At 37.4% G+C, this 15,571-nt stretch carries 18 protein-coding genes; 16 read left to right on the top strand and 2 right to left on the bottom strand.

Annotated elements, in window-relative coordinates; genetic code table 11:
* Positions 1–3 precede the first annotated feature (3 nt).
* Complete coding sequence (locus FB551_RS06940; protein WP_142016307.1) at positions 4–399, top strand: DUF3408 domain-containing protein; 396 nt, start codon at positions 4–6, stop codon at positions 397–399.
* A gap of 11 nt (positions 400–410) precedes the next feature.
* Complete coding sequence (locus FB551_RS06935) at positions 411–1,031, top strand: hypothetical protein (RefSeq protein ID WP_047430121.1); 621 nt, start codon at positions 411–413, stop codon at positions 1,029–1,031.
* Between the two features lie 30 nt (positions 1,032–1,061).
* On the opposite strand, the gene FB551_RS06930 is transcribed toward FB551_RS06935, so the two are convergent.
* Positions 1,062–2,039 (bottom strand): PDDEXK nuclease domain-containing protein, encoded by a 978-nt coding sequence (locus FB551_RS06930; protein WP_047433236.1) that lies wholly within the window; start codon positions 2,037–2,039, stop codon positions 1,062–1,064.
* Positions 2,040–2,223: 184 nt separating this feature from the next.
* Here FB551_RS06930 and FB551_RS06925 point away from each other — a divergent pair, with 184 nt between their 5' ends.
* From FB551_RS06925 to FB551_RS06875, 11 genes are read left to right on the top strand one after another with little or no spacing between them, the layout of a single operon-like run.
* Positions 2,224–2,529 (top strand): DUF4134 domain-containing protein, encoded by a 306-nt coding sequence (locus tag FB551_RS06925; RefSeq protein ID WP_142016305.1) that lies wholly within the window; start codon positions 2,224–2,226, stop codon positions 2,527–2,529.
* Positions 2,530–2,539: 10 nt separating this feature from the next.
* On the top strand, positions 2,540–2,872 hold the full coding sequence (locus tag FB551_RS06920; protein WP_142016302.1) for a DUF4133 domain-containing protein: 333 nt from the start codon (positions 2,540–2,542) through the stop codon (positions 2,870–2,872).
* Positions 2,869–5,379: a TraG family conjugative transposon ATPase gene (locus FB551_RS06915; RefSeq protein ID WP_142016299.1), complete on the top strand. Its 2,511-nt coding sequence runs from the start codon at positions 2,869–2,871 to the stop codon at positions 5,377–5,379. Before FB551_RS06920 ends, FB551_RS06915 begins: the two co-directional genes overlap by 4 nt.
* A gap of 21 nt (positions 5,380–5,400) precedes the next feature.
* Positions 5,401–6,033 carry a DUF4141 domain-containing protein gene (locus FB551_RS06910; RefSeq protein ID WP_142016295.1) on the top strand — a complete coding sequence of 211 codons (633 nt, stop codon included), beginning with the start codon at positions 5,401–5,403 and terminating at the stop codon, positions 6,031–6,033.
* Position 6,034: 1 nt separating this feature from the next.
* Entirely contained in the window at positions 6,035–7,027 is a 993-nt protein-coding gene (gene traJ, locus FB551_RS06905; RefSeq protein WP_142016292.1) for a conjugative transposon protein TraJ, read from the top strand.
* A gap of 12 nt (positions 7,028–7,039) precedes the next feature.
* Positions 7,040–7,663: a conjugative transposon protein TraK gene (gene traK, locus FB551_RS06900; protein ID WP_142016288.1), complete on the top strand. Its 624-nt coding sequence runs from the start codon at positions 7,040–7,042 to the stop codon at positions 7,661–7,663.
* A 10-nt stretch (positions 7,664–7,673) separates the two neighbouring features.
* Positions 7,674–7,943: a hypothetical protein gene (locus FB551_RS06895; RefSeq protein ID WP_142016285.1), complete on the top strand. Its 270-nt coding sequence runs from the start codon at positions 7,674–7,676 to the stop codon at positions 7,941–7,943.
* Between the two features lie 3 nt (positions 7,944–7,946).
* Complete coding sequence (traM, locus tag FB551_RS06890; RefSeq protein ID WP_142016283.1) at positions 7,947–9,239, top strand: conjugative transposon protein TraM; 1,293 nt, start codon at positions 7,947–7,949, stop codon at positions 9,237–9,239.
* 15 nt (positions 9,240–9,254) lie between these two features.
* Complete coding sequence (traN, locus tag FB551_RS06885) at positions 9,255–10,151, top strand: conjugative transposon protein TraN (RefSeq protein ID WP_142016280.1); 897 nt, start codon at positions 9,255–9,257, stop codon at positions 10,149–10,151.
* A 1-nt stretch (position 10,152) separates the two neighbouring features.
* The gene (locus FB551_RS06880; protein WP_142016277.1) at positions 10,153–10,713 is read left to right on the top strand and encodes a conjugal transfer protein TraO; all 561 of its coding nucleotides are present in this window, start codon (positions 10,153–10,155) and stop codon (positions 10,711–10,713) included.
* Positions 10,714–10,725: 12 nt separating this feature from the next.
* Positions 10,726–11,190, top strand: a complete 465-nt coding sequence (locus tag FB551_RS06875) for a DUF3872 domain-containing protein (protein WP_142016275.1) — start codon at positions 10,726–10,728, stop codon at positions 11,188–11,190.
* A gap of 154 nt (positions 11,191–11,344) precedes the next feature.
* Here FB551_RS06875 and FB551_RS06870 read toward each other — a convergent pair whose 3' ends face one another.
* Positions 11,345–11,788: a JAB domain-containing protein gene (locus FB551_RS06870; protein ID WP_142016272.1), complete on the bottom strand. Its 444-nt coding sequence runs from the start codon at positions 11,786–11,788 to the stop codon at positions 11,345–11,347.
* Between the two features lie 370 nt (positions 11,789–12,158).
* Between FB551_RS06870 and FB551_RS06865 the strand changes: the two genes are divergently transcribed.
* From FB551_RS06865 to pelA, 3 genes are all read left to right on the top strand, one after another.
* Positions 12,159–12,476 (top strand): terpene synthase family protein, encoded by a 318-nt coding sequence (locus FB551_RS06865; protein WP_047430125.1) that lies wholly within the window; start codon positions 12,159–12,161, stop codon positions 12,474–12,476.
* Positions 12,477–13,212: 736 nt separating this feature from the next.
* Entirely contained in the window at positions 13,213–14,391 is a 1,179-nt protein-coding gene (locus FB551_RS06860; protein WP_047430127.1) for a DUF4861 family protein, read from the top strand.
* A 29-nt stretch (positions 14,392–14,420) separates the two neighbouring features.
* Positions 14,421–15,440, top strand: coding sequence for a pectate lyase (gene pelA, locus FB551_RS06855; RefSeq protein WP_047430130.1), 1,020 nt, complete (start codon positions 14,421–14,423; stop codon positions 15,438–15,440).
* Positions 15,441–15,571 lie beyond the last annotated feature (131 nt).

The following is a 15,571-nucleotide window of genomic DNA, read 5'->3' as shown; positions in this document are numbered from 1 at the left end:
AGTATGGAAAATGAAAAAAAGAACAGTAAGGAGAACGGTATCGATGAGCAGTATTTGATGTCTATTATGGCGGGAGGTCCAAAGAAAGAAGTACCGATTCAAAATGCTGACGTTCCAAAGGAAAAAGAAGTACAAAAGAATAAGTTGAACAGGAAGAAGAGCAATGATATAACTTATATTGAGCAGTTTCTTACTCATCATACAATGACCAAGCGTGGTGATAAAAGTATTTATATCCGGCCTGAATATCATGAGCGACTTTCCCGTATTATTCAGATTATCGCAGAAGACCAGATTCCATTGTATGCTTACCTGGATAATATTCTGGCGTATCATTTTGAAATGTTTGAAAAGGAGATTACTGATGATTTCAACAATAAATACCGTCCAATCTTTTAATTCTTACTCATATGGAACAACTCATCATCATCTTTTTGCTCATCATTATTATGCTGATTCTTATAGACAGAAAATTTTTGATCAATATCCGAGGGAAAAATCACAGTGATACCAATAAGAGTGTACCTTCCATTATGGGAGCTACAAGGCAAAGAGAAGGACAGATTTTGCCAATCAGTGCCAGGGAAAGACAATATGAATCCGCTTTAATGGCACAAAATAACTTTGAATCAGAAACCAAAGAAGAGGAATTTGACCCTATCAGTCATACTGAAAATATCAATGATATTCTGGCCAGAAATGATGATTGGGGGCAGGAGGATGAAGATTGGAAATACGAGGACTCTACTATTGAAAGCGGGTTTGCTACAGGGGTTACCTTCCAGGAATTGAGTACTGCGAGTCAGCTGCTTCAACAGCACGTGCTGGAGCCTGACTTAGAACAACAGGCAGCAGATATCATTCAAAGAATTCAGGGAACCGAGCTTTTTGATCTCTTAGAGAATTCATTAGGAGATGCTTCGAAAAGAATTGCCACTTTACTGACAGCGAGCATTCCGGATGATAACAAGATCATTTCTTCTAGGCGAAATAATTCTTCTGACAGTTTCGATATTGGGGAGTTTGTTTAGGCAAATTCCCCTTTTACATTGTAACGGAACTTAATCCGGTCTGTTATCAAACAATTCATGGAGTTTCTGTTGAAGAACTCTTTTATCAGGAAGCTGGGTCTTGTATTCGGAAACCATGGTGGGGGAAAGGTTTCTGCTAAGGGCATATTCTACGACTTCACTGTCTTTATCCTTACAAAGCAGTACGCCGATACTTGGGTTTTCATTTTGACGTTTAACATCCCTGTCCAGGGCTTCTAAGTAAAAGTTAAGCTGACCCAGATGTTCAGGTTTGAATTTATCTGACTTCAATTCAAATGCGACCAGGCATTGCAGCCCTCTGTGAAAAAACAGAAGATCAATATAGAAATCCGAATTACCCACTTGTAGTTTGTATTCTTCGCTGATAAAAAGAAAATCTCTACCTAATTCCAGGATGAAATTTTTCATCTGCTGTATTAACCCTTTTTGAAGATCACTTTCATTGAAAGTTTCAGGTAAATTTAAAAAGTCAAATACATAGCTGTCCTTAAAAGTATTGGCAATGTCGGGATTTGTTTCTCTCAACACCGTTGAGAGTTTTGAATTTCCGATCATCGTCCTTTCAAAGAGGCTGCTGGAAATCTGCCTTTCAAGCTCACGAAAGCTGTAGTTCTCACGTTTAGTCAGTTTAATATAGAATTCGCGCTCCTCAATAGATTTACATCTGGAAAAGATTGACAAATTATGAGACCAGCTAATTTCTCTCAACAGTGTTGAGATTTTTGGAAATTCCTTATAGGACTCATAGAACTGCTTCATTCTCCAGAGATTCTTATCGGAAAAACCTTTGATCTGAGGATCATGGGCTTGGATGTATTGAGACAGTTCTTTGACCACTGATTGTCCCCATTCGCTCAGTTCTACTTTATTGCTGATATATTCTCCTACATTCCAGTATAAATCGATCAGTTCTTCATTGACTTTTCTTATTGCATTGTTTCGAGATCGGTTGATGAGTTCAATAATGTCAGTGAATCTTTTATCCATGATTTCTTTTTTGAAATTCCCTACAAATTTACAATTAATTGCCATCAAATACCTAGAAGGATTGTGTTAGTTAACGGCCAAAAGATTCCTCCTGCTGCCATTCCTTTCAAATAATTCCCGGTCCAGTACATCTTTGTCTTCAAGCCCGTAGAGTACGGGTTTCATCATTAAAAATCTATTCATTATGAAAAAACAAAGAAAAAAATTGCTGTATGCGGTTTTAGTATTGGCAACAATTAATTCAGTCTTCGGTCAAGGCAACGGTTCAGCAGGAATTAACGAAGCTACACAGATGGTCACTTCTTATTTTGAACCCGCTACCCAATTAATTTACGCCATAGGTGCAGTCGTCGGACTCATCGGAGGAGTAAAAGTTTACAACAAGTTCAGCAGTGGAGATCCTGATACCAGTAAAACGGCTGCCAGCTGGTTCGGAGCATGCATCTTTTTAATTGTTGCCGCAACCATTCTTCGCTCATTCTTCCTTTAACATGATGAGTATGACTAGCTATCACATTAATAAGGGAATAGGCAGGACGGTAGAATTTAAGGGTCTTAAAGCGCAATACCTTTTTATTTTTTCAGGTGGACTATTAGGGATATTGGTATCCGTAATTGTCATGTATATGGCTGGCGTTAATACGTATCTCTGTTTAATTCTTGGAGGAGCCAGCAGTGGACTTCTGATCTGGCAGACTTTCGCACTGAATAGAAAATACGGTGAGTACGGTCTGATGAAAGCAGGTGCACGCAGGAAACATCCCAAATACATCATCAGCCGTAAGAGTATGTACCGGTATCTGAAAACCAACCGTAAAAAAACAGACGTATGAGAAATTCTTCTAAAGCAGCAACCTTGGAAAGTAAATTTCCATTGCTTGCGATTGAAAATGATTGTATCATTTCAAAAGACGCTGATGTTACGGTTTGCTTTAAAGTACAACTTCCAGAACTGTTTACCGTTGCTTCCGCTGAGTACGAAGCCATGCATTCCGCCTGGTTCAAGGCGATTAAAACACTACCTGATTTTACGGTTGTTCATAAACAGGACTGGTTTATTAAGGAAAACTACAATCCTGATTTATCGGGAGAAGATCAGAGTTTTTTGTCAAAATCATTTGAAAGGCATTTCAATGAGAGGCCTTTTTTAAACCATTACTGCTACCTGTTCATCACGAAAACCAGTAAGGAAAGAATGCGGATGCAGAGTAACTTTTCATCATTATGCAAAGGCAGACTGATTCCGAAAGAGATTAAGGATAAAGAGGTGATCAGTCGTTTTTTTGAAGCTGTCGACCAGCTGGAACGGATCATAAATGACAGTGGCTACATTCATTTGGAAAGGCTGACTGAAGATGAGATCTCAGGAACCCGCGAAAGATCAGGACTCTTGGAACAGTATCTTACTTTATCACGAGATACTCATCCCTCATTACAGGATATTAAGCTCGGATCTGAAGAAATGCGGATTGGTAACAATCGTATCACTATGCACACCTTATCGGATACAGAAGATCTGCCCGGTACTGTTACATCTCACAGCCGTTTTGAAAAGTTAAGTACAGACCGCAGTGACTGTCTTCTTTCATTTGCTTCACCCGTGGGACTTCTGTTAAGCTGTAATCACATTTATAACCAGTATCTGTTCATTGACAACAGTGATGAGAACCTGAACAAATTTGAAAAATCTGCAAGAAACATGCATTCTCTGGCAAGGTATAGCAGAGCCAATCAGATCAATAAGGAATGGATTGAAAAGTATTTGAATGAAGCACATTCTTTCGGGTTACAATCTATCCGTGCTCATTTTAATGTCATGTCATGGTCTGATAATCCTGCTGAACTAAAGAAGTTAAAGAATGACACAGGTAGTGCTTTAGCATTAATGGAATGTAAACCCCGTCATAATACAACCGACACAGCAACATTATATTGGGCAGGAATTCCGGGTAATGCAGGCGATTTTCCAAGTGAAGAAAGCTTCTACACATTCATTGAACCTGCTCTATGTTTTTTCACTGAAGAAACCAACTATCAGGATTCCCCTTCACCATTTGGGATTAAGATGGCCGACCGCCTAACGGGAAAGCCTATCCACCTGGATATTTCAGATCTGCCAATGAAGCAGGGGATTATCACCAACAGAAATAAGTTTATCCTTGGTCCTTCAGGAAGTGGAAAGTCTTTTTTCACCAACCATATGGTAAGACAGTACTATGAGCAGGGCGCTCATGTCCTTTTGGTGGATACCGGAAATTCCTATCAGGGATTATGTGAACTGATTAAAGGTAAAACCAAAGGAGAGGATGGGGTATATTTTACATATACAGAAGACAATCCCATTGCCTTCAATCCATTCTATACAGATGACGGGGTCTTTGACATTGAAAAGCGGGAGAGTATCAAAACCTTGATTCTGACGCTATGGAAAAGAGATGATGAACCACCGACCCGCTCAGAAGAGGTAGCGTTGTCCAATGCTGTCAGTGGATATATCGAAAAGATTAAATCCGATGACCAGCATCCTTCTTTCAATGGGTTCTATGAGTATGTAAAAGATGATTATCAGAAAGTTCTGGAGCAGAAGAAAGTGAGAGAAAAGGACTTTGATATTGCCAACTTTCTCAATGTGCTGGAACCTTACTACAAAGGAGGCGAATATGACTATCTGCTCAATTCAGAAAAGCAGCTGGACTTATTATCCAAACGTTTTATAGTTTTTGAAATCGATGCTATTAAAGATCATAAAATTCTGTTCCCCATTGTGACCATTATCATCATGGAAGTCTTCATCAATAAGATGCGAAGACTTAAAGGAATCAGAAAACTGATCCTTATCGAAGAGGCCTGGAAGGCCATTGCCAAGGAGGGGATGGCAGAGTATATCAAATATCTTTTCAAGACGGTAAGGAAATTCTTCGGGGAAGCCATTGTAGTAACTCAGGAAGTTGATGACATTATACAGTCACCGATTGTGAAGGAAAGTATCATTAACAATTCAGACTGTAAAATCCTTCTTGATCAGCGTAAGTATATGAACAAGTTCGATGATATTCAGGCCATGCTGGGATTGACTGATAAGGAAAAATCTCAGGTACTTTCTATCAATATGAACAATGATCCACGAAGATTGTATAAGGAAGTGTGGATCGGATTAGGAGGAACGCACTCTGCGGTCTATGCAACTGAAGTTTCTACCGAAGAATATCTGGCTTATACCACCGAAGAAACAGAGAAGATGGAAGTGATGAATCTTGCATCAGAACTTGATGGTAATGTGGAACATGCCATTAAGCGGATTTCTCTAAAGAGAATCAAACCGAATACGAAAGACAATTAAATCATTTAAAATTTTACAACAATGAAAAATTTAATCATCAAAACCATAATGGTAGCATTCTTCGCTACTCTCACCTATACAAAAGCGCAATTTGTCGTAACAGATCCTGCTAACCTGGCATCCGGAATTCTGAATTCAGCCAACGAAATTGTACAGACTTCATCAACCGTTTCCAACGTCGTTAAGAACTTCAATGAGGTTAAAAAGGTGTATGAGCAGGGCAAAGAATATTACGATAAGCTCAAAGCGGTCAACAACCTTGTCAAAGATGCCAGGAAAGTTCAGCAGACTGTTCTTTTGGTGGGTGATGTCTCTGAAATGTATGTGAATAATTTCGGTAAAATGTTGAATGACCCCAACTTCAATGCTCAGGAATTAGCTTCTATTGCCAATGGTTATTCTGCGCTTCTTACGGAGAGTACGGAGCTATTGAAAGAGCTGAAGGAGATTATTACTTCCAGCGGCTTATCACTTAATGATAAAGAAAGAATGGATGTTGTTGACCGGGTGTATAAAGAGGTTAAAGCCTATCATAATCTGGTAAGATACTATACGAACAAGAATATTTCGGTCAGCTACCTGAGAGCTAAAAAACAAAACAATACCCAAAGGGTGTTAGATCTTTACGGAACCTCTAATCAAAAATACTGGTAAAATGGAACCTAACAACTTACACGAAGTCCTGCGTTCCGTTTACGAAGAAATGATGCCGATGTGCGCCGATATGGCTGCAGTTGCAAAAGGAGTTGCCGGTCTAGGAGCCCTGTTCTATGTGGCATTAAAAGTCTGGCAATCATTGAGCCGTGCGGAGCCTATTGATTTGTTTCCCATGTTGAGACCTTTTGCCATTGGCATCTGCATTATGTTTTTCTCGACATTGGTTTTAGGAAGTCTGAATGGGGTGATGAGTCCTATTGTTCAGGGCAGTCATTCAATGCTGGAAAATCAAGTAATGGATATGAATGACCTCCAGCAAAAGAAAGATCTTTTGGAGCGTGAAGCCATGCTTAGAAACCCGGAGATGGCCTATTTGATTTCTAATGAAGAATTTGACAAAAAGCTGGAAGAGCTGGGATGGTCGCCTTCGGATTTAGTCACGATGTCCGGAATGTATATTGAAAGGCAGATGTTTACTATCAAGAAGGATATCAGAGATGGTTTTCGTGAGTTTCTTGAAATATTGTTTCAGGCTGCTGCATTGGTTATTGATACCATCAGAACATTCTTTCTGATTGTACTATCAATCCTGGGTCCTATTGCATTTGCGATTTCGGTTTGGGATGGCTTTCAGACCACTTTAACCCAATGGTTGACCAGATATGTCAGTGTTTACCTATGGCTTCCTGTTGCAGATATATTCAGTGCGATTCTTGCCAAAATACAAACTTTGATTTTAGAACGGGATATCGAGATGCTGGCAGATCCTAGTTTCATTCCTGATACTTCCAATACGGTTTACATCATCTATATGGTGATTGGGATCATAGGCTATTTTACGGTACCAACAGTGACAGGCTGGGTGATTCAGGCAGGAGGTGCAGGTAATTTTATGCGTAATGTAAACCAGACCGCTACGAAATCCGGCAATGTTGCAGGAGCCGCAGTAGGTTCAGCAACAGGAAATATTTCGGGAAGATTATTAAAATAAAAATACAGTTCTATGGAATTTAAAACTTTAAGAAATATTGAGAGCAGCTTCAAGCAGATCCGTCTGTTTACGTTTGTTTTTGCGGTGTTATGTTTTGGGGTGGTAGGCGTGGTCGTATTCAAGTCCTACCAGTTTGCAGAAGAGCAGCGTCAAAAGATCTATGTGTTGGATAACGGTAAATCATTAATGGTGGCGCTATCGCAGGATATGTCGATTAACAGGCCTGTGGAAGCGAGAGAGCATGTAAGGCGATTTCATGAATTGTTCTTTACGATCGCTCCTGATAAGAATGCTATTGAAAGCAATGTGAAAAGGGCTTTCAATCTGGCTGATCAATCTGCATTTAATTACTATAAAGACCTTCAGGAGAAAGGCTACTATAACAGGATCATTTCCGGTAATATTCAGCAGAGGATTGAAGTGGACAGTGTTGTTGCGAACTTCGAAAGTTATCCGTATGCCATAAAAACGTACTCCAGACAGTTCATTATCAGATCCAGTAATCTTACCATCAGAAATTTAATCACAAACTGTTCATTGGTTAATTCTGTACGGTCTGACAGCAATCCGCAGGGATTTACCATTGAAAAATTCAACGTACTTGAAAACAGAGATGTAGAAACGGTTGAACGCTAAAAGAAAAGTAATGAAAAAACTAAGAGATACAATCGAAAATTATGTTGTAAAGGTTGAAAGTCGTTGGAAAGTTCTTCCGGTAGAACGTCAAAGGTTCCTGACCAAGGTTTTCTTCGGTAGTTATGTTGTGCTGACGATTATTGTCATTATCAATGTCTGCATTTCTACACGCCAGAGAAGTAATACGATGTCTATTGATCACATTGATGGAATTTCTAAGAAAACTTTCGAAAAAGATTCAGGACAGAATGATACAGTAAACTCATTAACAAAAGAATAGATCATGAAAGATTCAGAGAAAATTAAAATCACAGAAAATGACCTTCCTCAAAATGAGTCAAGCGATCATCCGAAAGTCCAATGGGAGAGACTGAAAAAGCCTGTCATCTATCTTTTGATGGCTGCCGTATGTGCAATTTTCTTCTATCTTATTTTTAAACCAAAATCCAACAATACCATTATTGAAGAGGCAGGATTTAATGCGGACATTCCGCAAGCAAAAGAAGGACAGCTGCAGTCGGACAAACAAAAGGCTTATGAACAGCAGCTTCTAGAACAAAAAAATGAAGAGAAAAGAAATGCGGTAACGAACTTATCAGACTATTGGAATGAACAGAACACTTTACATTCTACTACTAATCCTTCTGCTTCAATTTCTAATACGAGTACTCTTCCGCAATCTGATCAGAATGCCGTGAACAGTTACCGCTACGCACAACAGACTTTGGGTTCATTCTATAGCAGGGATGATTCTGAAGTCCATCATCTGAGGAAAGAAATTTCAAGATTAAAGAATGAAGCGATGCAAAACAATTCTGTTCCCGCAGGTCTTGGTCTGAATGACCAGTTAGAACTGATGGAAAAATCATATCAGATGGCTGCTAAATATCTTCCAACAGTTCCAAAGCAGAAAGAGATAGAATCAAAAGAAGATGTTGAAAAGCCTGTTAAGAAGAACATTACACTGACATCGGTAAAACCGGGGTATTCCAGTGTTGTTTCCTCGCTATACAGAGAGCCTTCTGACAGTACTTTTATTATAGGTTTGAATAAGAACAGGTTTTATAACGCTCAAAATGAAAAAACGATTTCAGGCCAATCTAAAAATGCAATAAGAGGTATAGTCTATGAGACTAAGACATTGGTTAATGAAAGTACATTATCTATAAGGCTTTCAGAAGCGATGCAGCTTGGAAGTACTGAGATTCCTCCAGGAACTATGCTGGTTGCTGCAGGTAAATTTCAGGCTGGAAGACTTCAGTTAAAAATCTCTTCCATCCAATATAAGAGTAATGTCTATCCTGTGGAAATCAATATTCATGATAATGATGGACAATTGGGTTTATACGTTCCGTATTCACCGGAGCAGAATGCAATCAGTGATATTGTTGCCAATATGAGCCAGACTTCAGGTACCAATATTATGATGACCCAATCGGCAGGACAACAGGTTGCAGCTGATCTAAGCAGGGGAGTCATGCAGGGATTGTCGGGTTATTTTCAAAAAAGAGTGAGACAATTAAAAATCACTGTAAAAGCTGGCCATCAGGTTTTACTCGTGCCCAAAAATAACTAATAAAAAAATTAAAGAATGAATACGCAAAAGAGCCATTATATTCTCATAATACTATTGCTTCTATTGGCAAGCAGAGTATTGGGTCAGGATTCCGTGATGACATATGTTTCATTGGAACAGGTTAAGCTGGAACCTTTCAGGTTGCAGGTGACCTACAATAAAACGACCCATCTGGTATTTCCTTCATCTATACGGTATGTAGATCTTGGAAGCGATCTGTTGGTTGCCAATAAGGCAGAGCCTATCGGCAATGTTCTCAGAGTCAAATCTACAGTCAGAGATTTTGAAGAGGAAACCAATTTTTCGGTTATTACTGAAGATGGAAAATTTTACAGTTTCGATGTTTTTTACAGTGCATTTCCTGATGTCCTCAGTTATGATCTTGTAAAGATGGAGAGAAACACTGAAAATTCAGCCGATGTACTTTTTGAAGATCTCAAAGGAAGCTCTTCATCTCTTACAGAATTGATTATGGAAAACCTGTATCGAAAGAGCAAAAAAGAAATAAAGCATATTGCAGCAAAGAGCTTCGGAATTCAGTTTTCTGTTCGTGCATTACATGTCAATGATAATAAATTCTACTTTACCCTGCATGTTGATAACAAAAGCAATGTAGACTATGATATTGAATTAATCAATTTTAAAATTGCAGATAAGAAGAATTTAAAGAGAACTGTTATTCAGGATAAGTTGTTACAACCAATCAGGATTTATTCGCCGGTGACGATCTCAAAGCATAATTCGGGTGTAACAGCTGTTTATTTACTGGAGCAGTTTACTTTGTTAAAGGATCAGGTGTTAGAAATTGAAGTGCTGGAAAGAAACGGAGGGCGGAATCAAAAAGTTCAACTTGGGAATAAGGAGCTGATCAATGCAAGACTGATCGATAGTTTAAATTTTAAAACCAATTGAGATGAACAAATTATTGATAGCAATGCTTTTCATGAGTACAATGAACGTAAAATCTTTTGCCCAGCAGATGATTCCCGGACAAACCGGTGTTGAACTTTCTTATTCAGTATTTCCCAAATCTCCCGAAAAGCAAAATTATCTGATAAGTACGGGGTTTGTTTCTTACGTAAAGAATGGAAATTACTTTTTTGGTCTGGCAGAATATAGCAGGAAAAATTATAAATATACCAATTATGCTATTCCGATAGATACATTTCTGCTGGGCGGTGGCTACAGTTTTTATGTATGGGGAGATTTCATACGAAATGTCAATCTTAATCTAGGAATTGGCGTGCTGGTTGGTTATGAGCAGGTTAATAGGGGTAATGAATTAATTTACGATGGCTCAATACTTGGCTCTGCAGATCAATTTATTTATGGTGCGGGTGGTAAGTTGTCGCTTGAAAGCTATCTGACGGAACATTGTGTATTTCTAGTCAGCGGGCAGTTGCGCTTTTTGAAAAATAGTCAAATGGATCAGTTTTACCCTCTGTTGGGTTTTGGAATAAGATATAATTTTTAAAAATAATATAAAATGAAAAATTTAATTAATATTAAAATTAAAACGCTATTCAAGTTTTCCTTAATACTCTATATGATCGGATTACTTGTACAATCATGCCAGAAGGATGATTTAGAAATTCGGCAGAATTTTCCTTTTGAGGTGTCGGTTATGCCGGTTCCTAAGGACATAGCTAAAGATGAGTATGTGGAGATACGTATTACAATACTTCCTGAAGGTAATTTTTCTGACACAAAGTATTATCTTAGGTATTTTCAGTTTGAAGGAACAGGAAAGCTTCAGTATTATAATACACAGCCCTATTTTCCTAATGATAGCTATCCTCTTTATGAGAAAGAGTTCAGATTGTATTATACTTCAACCTCGGAAGTTTCACAATCATTTACGGTATGGATCTATGATAGTTTTGGAAATGAGAAGAAAATTGAATTTCAGTTTAACAACAGAAAAATAGAAGAACAAATCAAGCGTCTTTAGCTGATAAATTTTTGATAAAAGGGGAGAATTAAAATTATGCTTTAATACTTGCGAAAAGATGGTTGACCATTGAAGGGCAATCACCTTTTCGCGGCGCCACAAGAATCCAGGCCGATTATCGGTCTGAATTCTTATTTTTAAGAACATAAAGAGTCTATAATATCCCTTCATCTGCGAAAGAGAAGGAGTCCATTGAGGTTATTATACAATGATCCAGTAAATTAATATTTAATAGTTGGGCGGCTTCTTTTATTTTCTGTGTAATGTTTATGTCCTCACGAGAAGGTGTCAGATTACCGGAAGGGTGGTTATGAGCTATAATAAATGACACGGCATTACATAATAAAGCACCCTGCATAATAATTCTTATATCAACCAGAGAAGAGGTAATCCCGGATTCTGATATTTTTTGTATTCCTAAGACCTTATTGGCCTGATTCATATACATTGAATAAAATGACTCTCTATAATCAATCTGATCTGCATCAAAATGTTCCCGGAAAATATTTGTAGCATCCTGTGAGTTCAGTACTTCTTTTTCAGTATTTCCTTTTCTTGTATAGATCAATTTGATCTCATTCACTATATTAAATTTCATTGTTATTGCTCTGAGCACGGCAGAGCCTTGTATTTCCCGTACTTAAGTTAAACAGCATTTATTTAATAAAACACGATTGAACTGCTGCGTACCTGTTTTATTAGGTCAAAAGCTCTTCGATCTTCCCTCCTTCCTTTTCTCTCCAAACCTTTGTTGGGCTTTAATCAATATTTTTTCAAAAGAAAACCGGAAAAAAGAAAGCAGATATGAAGTGTTGACAATGAAAAAAGTCAAAAGGAAACGGAATAATTGGAGGGTACCTTTAGGGAGGAAACCGTTTATGCCGTAGTCTTTTGACGGCACAGACGATGGCTGGCAACAATACCTTAGCTGCCTTTTTACCGATTTTTTATGAAAAAAAATATAAATTATGCTATCCATCCCTGTAAATGTGAAATATCTGGATAATGTTCTGATGCAGCGTACTATCGAGGTGCAAAAGTTGGAGCCTTCTCTTGAAGAATATCTTGATTGCAGGGCTTATGATGTTGCAATGCCCGTAATATTTTCGTTATTGTGGTATCTTCATGATGATCTGCCTGCGTCATCATATTATAGTGGTTCATTTGAAAAAGCTTTTAAAATATCAGGTTATACAATAGGCTTGCTTCTCGATTTGTATTCGTATAAGGCTAAAAAGAAGGAAATTAAAGCTTACGCTCATGTTGTAAAAATTATTCAAAATTGAAATTTGTGATGAGCAGATAGCGATCGATAGAGTTGTCTCTTTATTCTATCAATACTCAGCTGATCTGGAAGAGGAGTTCGACCGATTGGAAATACAGTATCCTGTTGAAGTTTGTTATTTCAGGTATATTCAAAAAGGTTCCATCAGATATTGTAACGAAAATAGGAAGATCCGATATTTGAAAGAATCAGAGGCAGATGAAAATTTATCTAAAGAGCGTTCAAGACTTTAATTATACACTGAAAAGTTAATATGAATTTCAAGTTTTTTAATTGAGAATATATAAATTTTTGATTTGAGATATGTCAAGCAGGATCTGTTTTTTTTGACCTGATAAAAATACTTAAAATAATAGCTTTTCAGAGGTTATTATATTATCTGATGTTCATTTTTTCAAAATTAATAATTTCCTGAAATGATAGAAACGAGAAGGTGACAATTGTAAGACCTCAATAATAATGTGAAAGTAAAAGCTTACTACACTTCGCGTTACTCTCAACAAATAATATGGAAATTCTAGACAAAGAAACGATGTTCAGTATTTTTGAAAAAATAAATTAATATCAGAATATTATACGTGATTTGGTTTATCTTTATTTACAGGATTACGATGGATGAAATGAAGATAATTATTGTTTCCAACCAATAAGTTATAATAGAGTATGTGAAACTCTAAGTTTATGGTCTCCATATTGAAAATATTTTCTATTTTTGGTAAAACTGTAGACCTCTATCTATGAATAAAATAAGTTTTAAATTAATTTGCGCAATCGATTGCATTTTTTCATGTTTTTTATATGCTCAAAGATCTGTAAAAGTTGTTAATTCTTTGGATTTTTCCAGAAATGAAGTAGTGTCAATTCCCAGAACTATGCTGCGGTCATTTTTACATAAAAACAGTGAGGAAGAGCTTAGAATAAAAGATGCAAAAGGAAAATGGCTGCCTATTCAATGGATAGATTATGATGCTGATGGGAAAAATGAAGAATTACTTCTTCTGGTAAATATTGACGGAGGAAAGACCAATGTATACACTATTGTTGCGGATGGGAGCGCTCAAATCCCGGAAAGCGGGATTTCTACCTATTCGAGATTAGTCCCGGAAAGGGTAGATGATTATGCCTGGGAAAATGATAAAATTGCTTTCAGGGTCTATGGTCCGAAAGGCCAGCAGGAAGCTTTAAAGGGAGTTAAAAGTAGTACGCTTTCAAGTGGTGTTGACATCTGGTTGAAAAGAACAGATAAGCCTGTTATCAATACATGGTACAAAGGGTATCTTACAGATCCTATGTATTATCATAAAGATACAAGAGGGGAAGGTTATGATCCTTACCATGTAGGAAACAGCAGAGGAACAGGCGGGATTGGAATCTGGAAAAATGAAAAACTTCAGGTTTCCCAAAACTTTGTTGCCTCCAGAACAATTGCTGAAGGTCCTTTAAGAACAGTTTTAGAATTGACTTATCAGCCATGGAGTGAATTTGGAGTAAAAGAAACCAAAAGAATTTCACTGGATCTGGCTTCCAACTTTTCAAAGTTTGAATCTGTTTTTGAATCAGAAAAACCTGTTCCGAACTATACTATTGGAATTACGTTGCATAAAAATGAAGGAAAAACCCAACTGAATAATCAAAACGGATATTATCTTCATTGGGAAAAAATAGACGATGCTTTTGTGGGAGAAGGAATTGTTGTGAATCCGCAAATCGTTGAAAAATCAATCGCTTTTACCTCAGATATTCCTGATGAAAGTCATCTATATGTTATTACAAAGCCTTATAAAACCTTAACATATTATGCAGGGTTTGCCTGGCAGAAAAGCGGACAGGTGCAAACACAGAGAGACTGGGAGAATATGCTTCAGAAGCAGGCTCAGATCATTGCAAAACCATTGGTGGTGAAAATAGGAAAGTAATGAAGTTGTAATTTTTAAATAATAAAAAAATGAATCTGAAAATATACACATTTACATTAGGATTACTGGCGGTAAATTATTCTGCTCAGTTGAAAGATACACTGGCAGAGAAAATGCTTTTCTATCAGCTTCCCAATGGCGGCTGGGGAAAACAGCTGGAAGATAAGTCAGTGGTAAACTATAATCTGCCTGTTGATAAAAATCTTTTGAGAAAGATAAAGTCTACGGGGGATGATCATGCAACTATTGATAATAATGCAACTTCCAGAGAAATCAATGGATTGATTAAAGCGTATTCAACTACAAAAAATCCTGAATATTTAAAAGCTGCAGAAAAGGGAATCAGCTATCTTCTTCTTATGCAGTATGATAACGGAGGTTTTCCACAATATTATCCCAATACAGGACTCTACAGAAAGCAGGTGACTTATAATGATAATGCGATGATCAATGCCTTGACAGTTCTGTATAATGCAGCGGAAGGAAAGAATGGTTTTGATGTGGTTTCTTCTTCTCTAAAAGAAAAATCAAAAATTGCAGTTCAGAAGGGCATCGGATGTATTTTAAAAACTCAGGTTCTTCAAAAGGGAAATTCTTCTATTTGGGCTGATCAGTATAATGAAATTACTTTGCAGCCGGATAAAGCAAGAGCTTTTGAGCCTGTTTCATTAGCTACGGGAGAATCGGTAGGAATTATCAGGTTTTTGATGCAGCAGCCAGTGACTCCTGAAATAGAAAAGTCTATAAAAGCAGCAGTAGAGTGGTTTAAGCAGAATAAAATTGAAGGGTACAGTTATAATGTAGCAAAACAGAACGGGAAAGCGGTGAGAATACTGGCAGAAGATAAAAATTCTGTGATCTGGGCGAGATTCTATGATATTCATACCAACAAACCTCTGTTTGGAGACCGGGATGGCAGTGTAAAGTATAATTATAATGAAGTTTCGGAAGAAAGGAGAAATGGATATAGCTGGTTTGGAGACTTTGCCGAAAAACTGCTTGCTAAGGAATATCCGAAATGGCTTGAAAAAAATAAAATAATAGAATAACAACAGATATTAATAAGAGCGGGCTTTAGTCCGTTTTTTATATCAAAACCTTAGGCTTTATCTAATCTTTATAGAATACTGAAAGGCCGGAATACAAAAGAGAGCACCTCATTGCTGAGGCACCCTCCTTG

The sequence above is a fragment of the Chryseobacterium aquifrigidense genome (genome assembly GCF_006716485.1).
GTDB lineage: Bacteria > Bacteroidota > Bacteroidia > Flavobacteriales > Weeksellaceae > Chryseobacterium > Chryseobacterium vietnamense.
Note: the sequence above shows the minus strand (reverse complement) of the source record. Positions and strands in the feature narration are given on the sequence as shown.

Coding starts and splice junctions, on each gene's coding strand:
- FB551_RS06935 (WP_047430121.1), top strand. CDS start 411: ATGGAACAACTCATCATCATCTTTTTGCTCATCATTATTATGCTGATT.
- FB551_RS06895 (WP_142016285.1), top strand. CDS start 7,674: ATGAAAAAACTAAGAGATACAATCGAAAATTATGTTGTAAAGGTTGAA.
- traK (WP_142016288.1), top strand. CDS start 7,040: ATGGAATTTAAAACTTTAAGAAATATTGAGAGCAGCTTCAAGCAGATC.
- FB551_RS06870 (WP_142016272.1), bottom strand. CDS start 11,788: ATGAAATTTAATATAGTGAATGAGATCAAATTGATCTATACAAGAAAA.
- FB551_RS06930 (WP_047433236.1), bottom strand. CDS start 2,039: ATGGATAAAAGATTCACTGACATTATTGAACTCATCAACCGATCTCGA.
- FB551_RS06910 (WP_142016295.1), top strand. CDS start 5,401: ATGAAAAATTTAATCATCAAAACCATAATGGTAGCATTCTTCGCTACT.
- traN (WP_142016280.1), top strand. CDS start 9,255: ATGAATACGCAAAAGAGCCATTATATTCTCATAATACTATTGCTTCTA.
- FB551_RS06915 (WP_142016299.1), top strand. CDS start 2,869: ATGAGAAATTCTTCTAAAGCAGCAACCTTGGAAAGTAAATTTCCATTG.
- pelA (WP_047430130.1), top strand. CDS start 14,421: ATGAATCTGAAAATATACACATTTACATTAGGATTACTGGCGGTAAAT.
- traJ (WP_142016292.1), top strand. CDS start 6,035: ATGGAACCTAACAACTTACACGAAGTCCTGCGTTCCGTTTACGAAGAA.
- FB551_RS06860 (WP_047430127.1), top strand. CDS start 13,213: ATGAATAAAATAAGTTTTAAATTAATTTGCGCAATCGATTGCATTTTT.
- FB551_RS06940 (WP_142016307.1), top strand. CDS start 4: ATGGAAAATGAAAAAAAGAACAGTAAGGAGAACGGTATCGATGAGCAG.
- traM (WP_142016283.1), top strand. CDS start 7,947: ATGAAAGATTCAGAGAAAATTAAAATCACAGAAAATGACCTTCCTCAA.
- FB551_RS06880 (WP_142016277.1), top strand. CDS start 10,153: ATGAACAAATTATTGATAGCAATGCTTTTCATGAGTACAATGAACGTA.
- FB551_RS06920 (WP_142016302.1), top strand. CDS start 2,540: ATGACTAGCTATCACATTAATAAGGGAATAGGCAGGACGGTAGAATTT.
- FB551_RS06865 (WP_047430125.1), top strand. CDS start 12,159: ATGCTATCCATCCCTGTAAATGTGAAATATCTGGATAATGTTCTGATG.
- FB551_RS06925 (WP_142016305.1), top strand. CDS start 2,224: ATGAAAAAACAAAGAAAAAAATTGCTGTATGCGGTTTTAGTATTGGCA.
- FB551_RS06875 (WP_142016275.1), top strand. CDS start 10,726: ATGAAAAATTTAATTAATATTAAAATTAAAACGCTATTCAAGTTTTCC.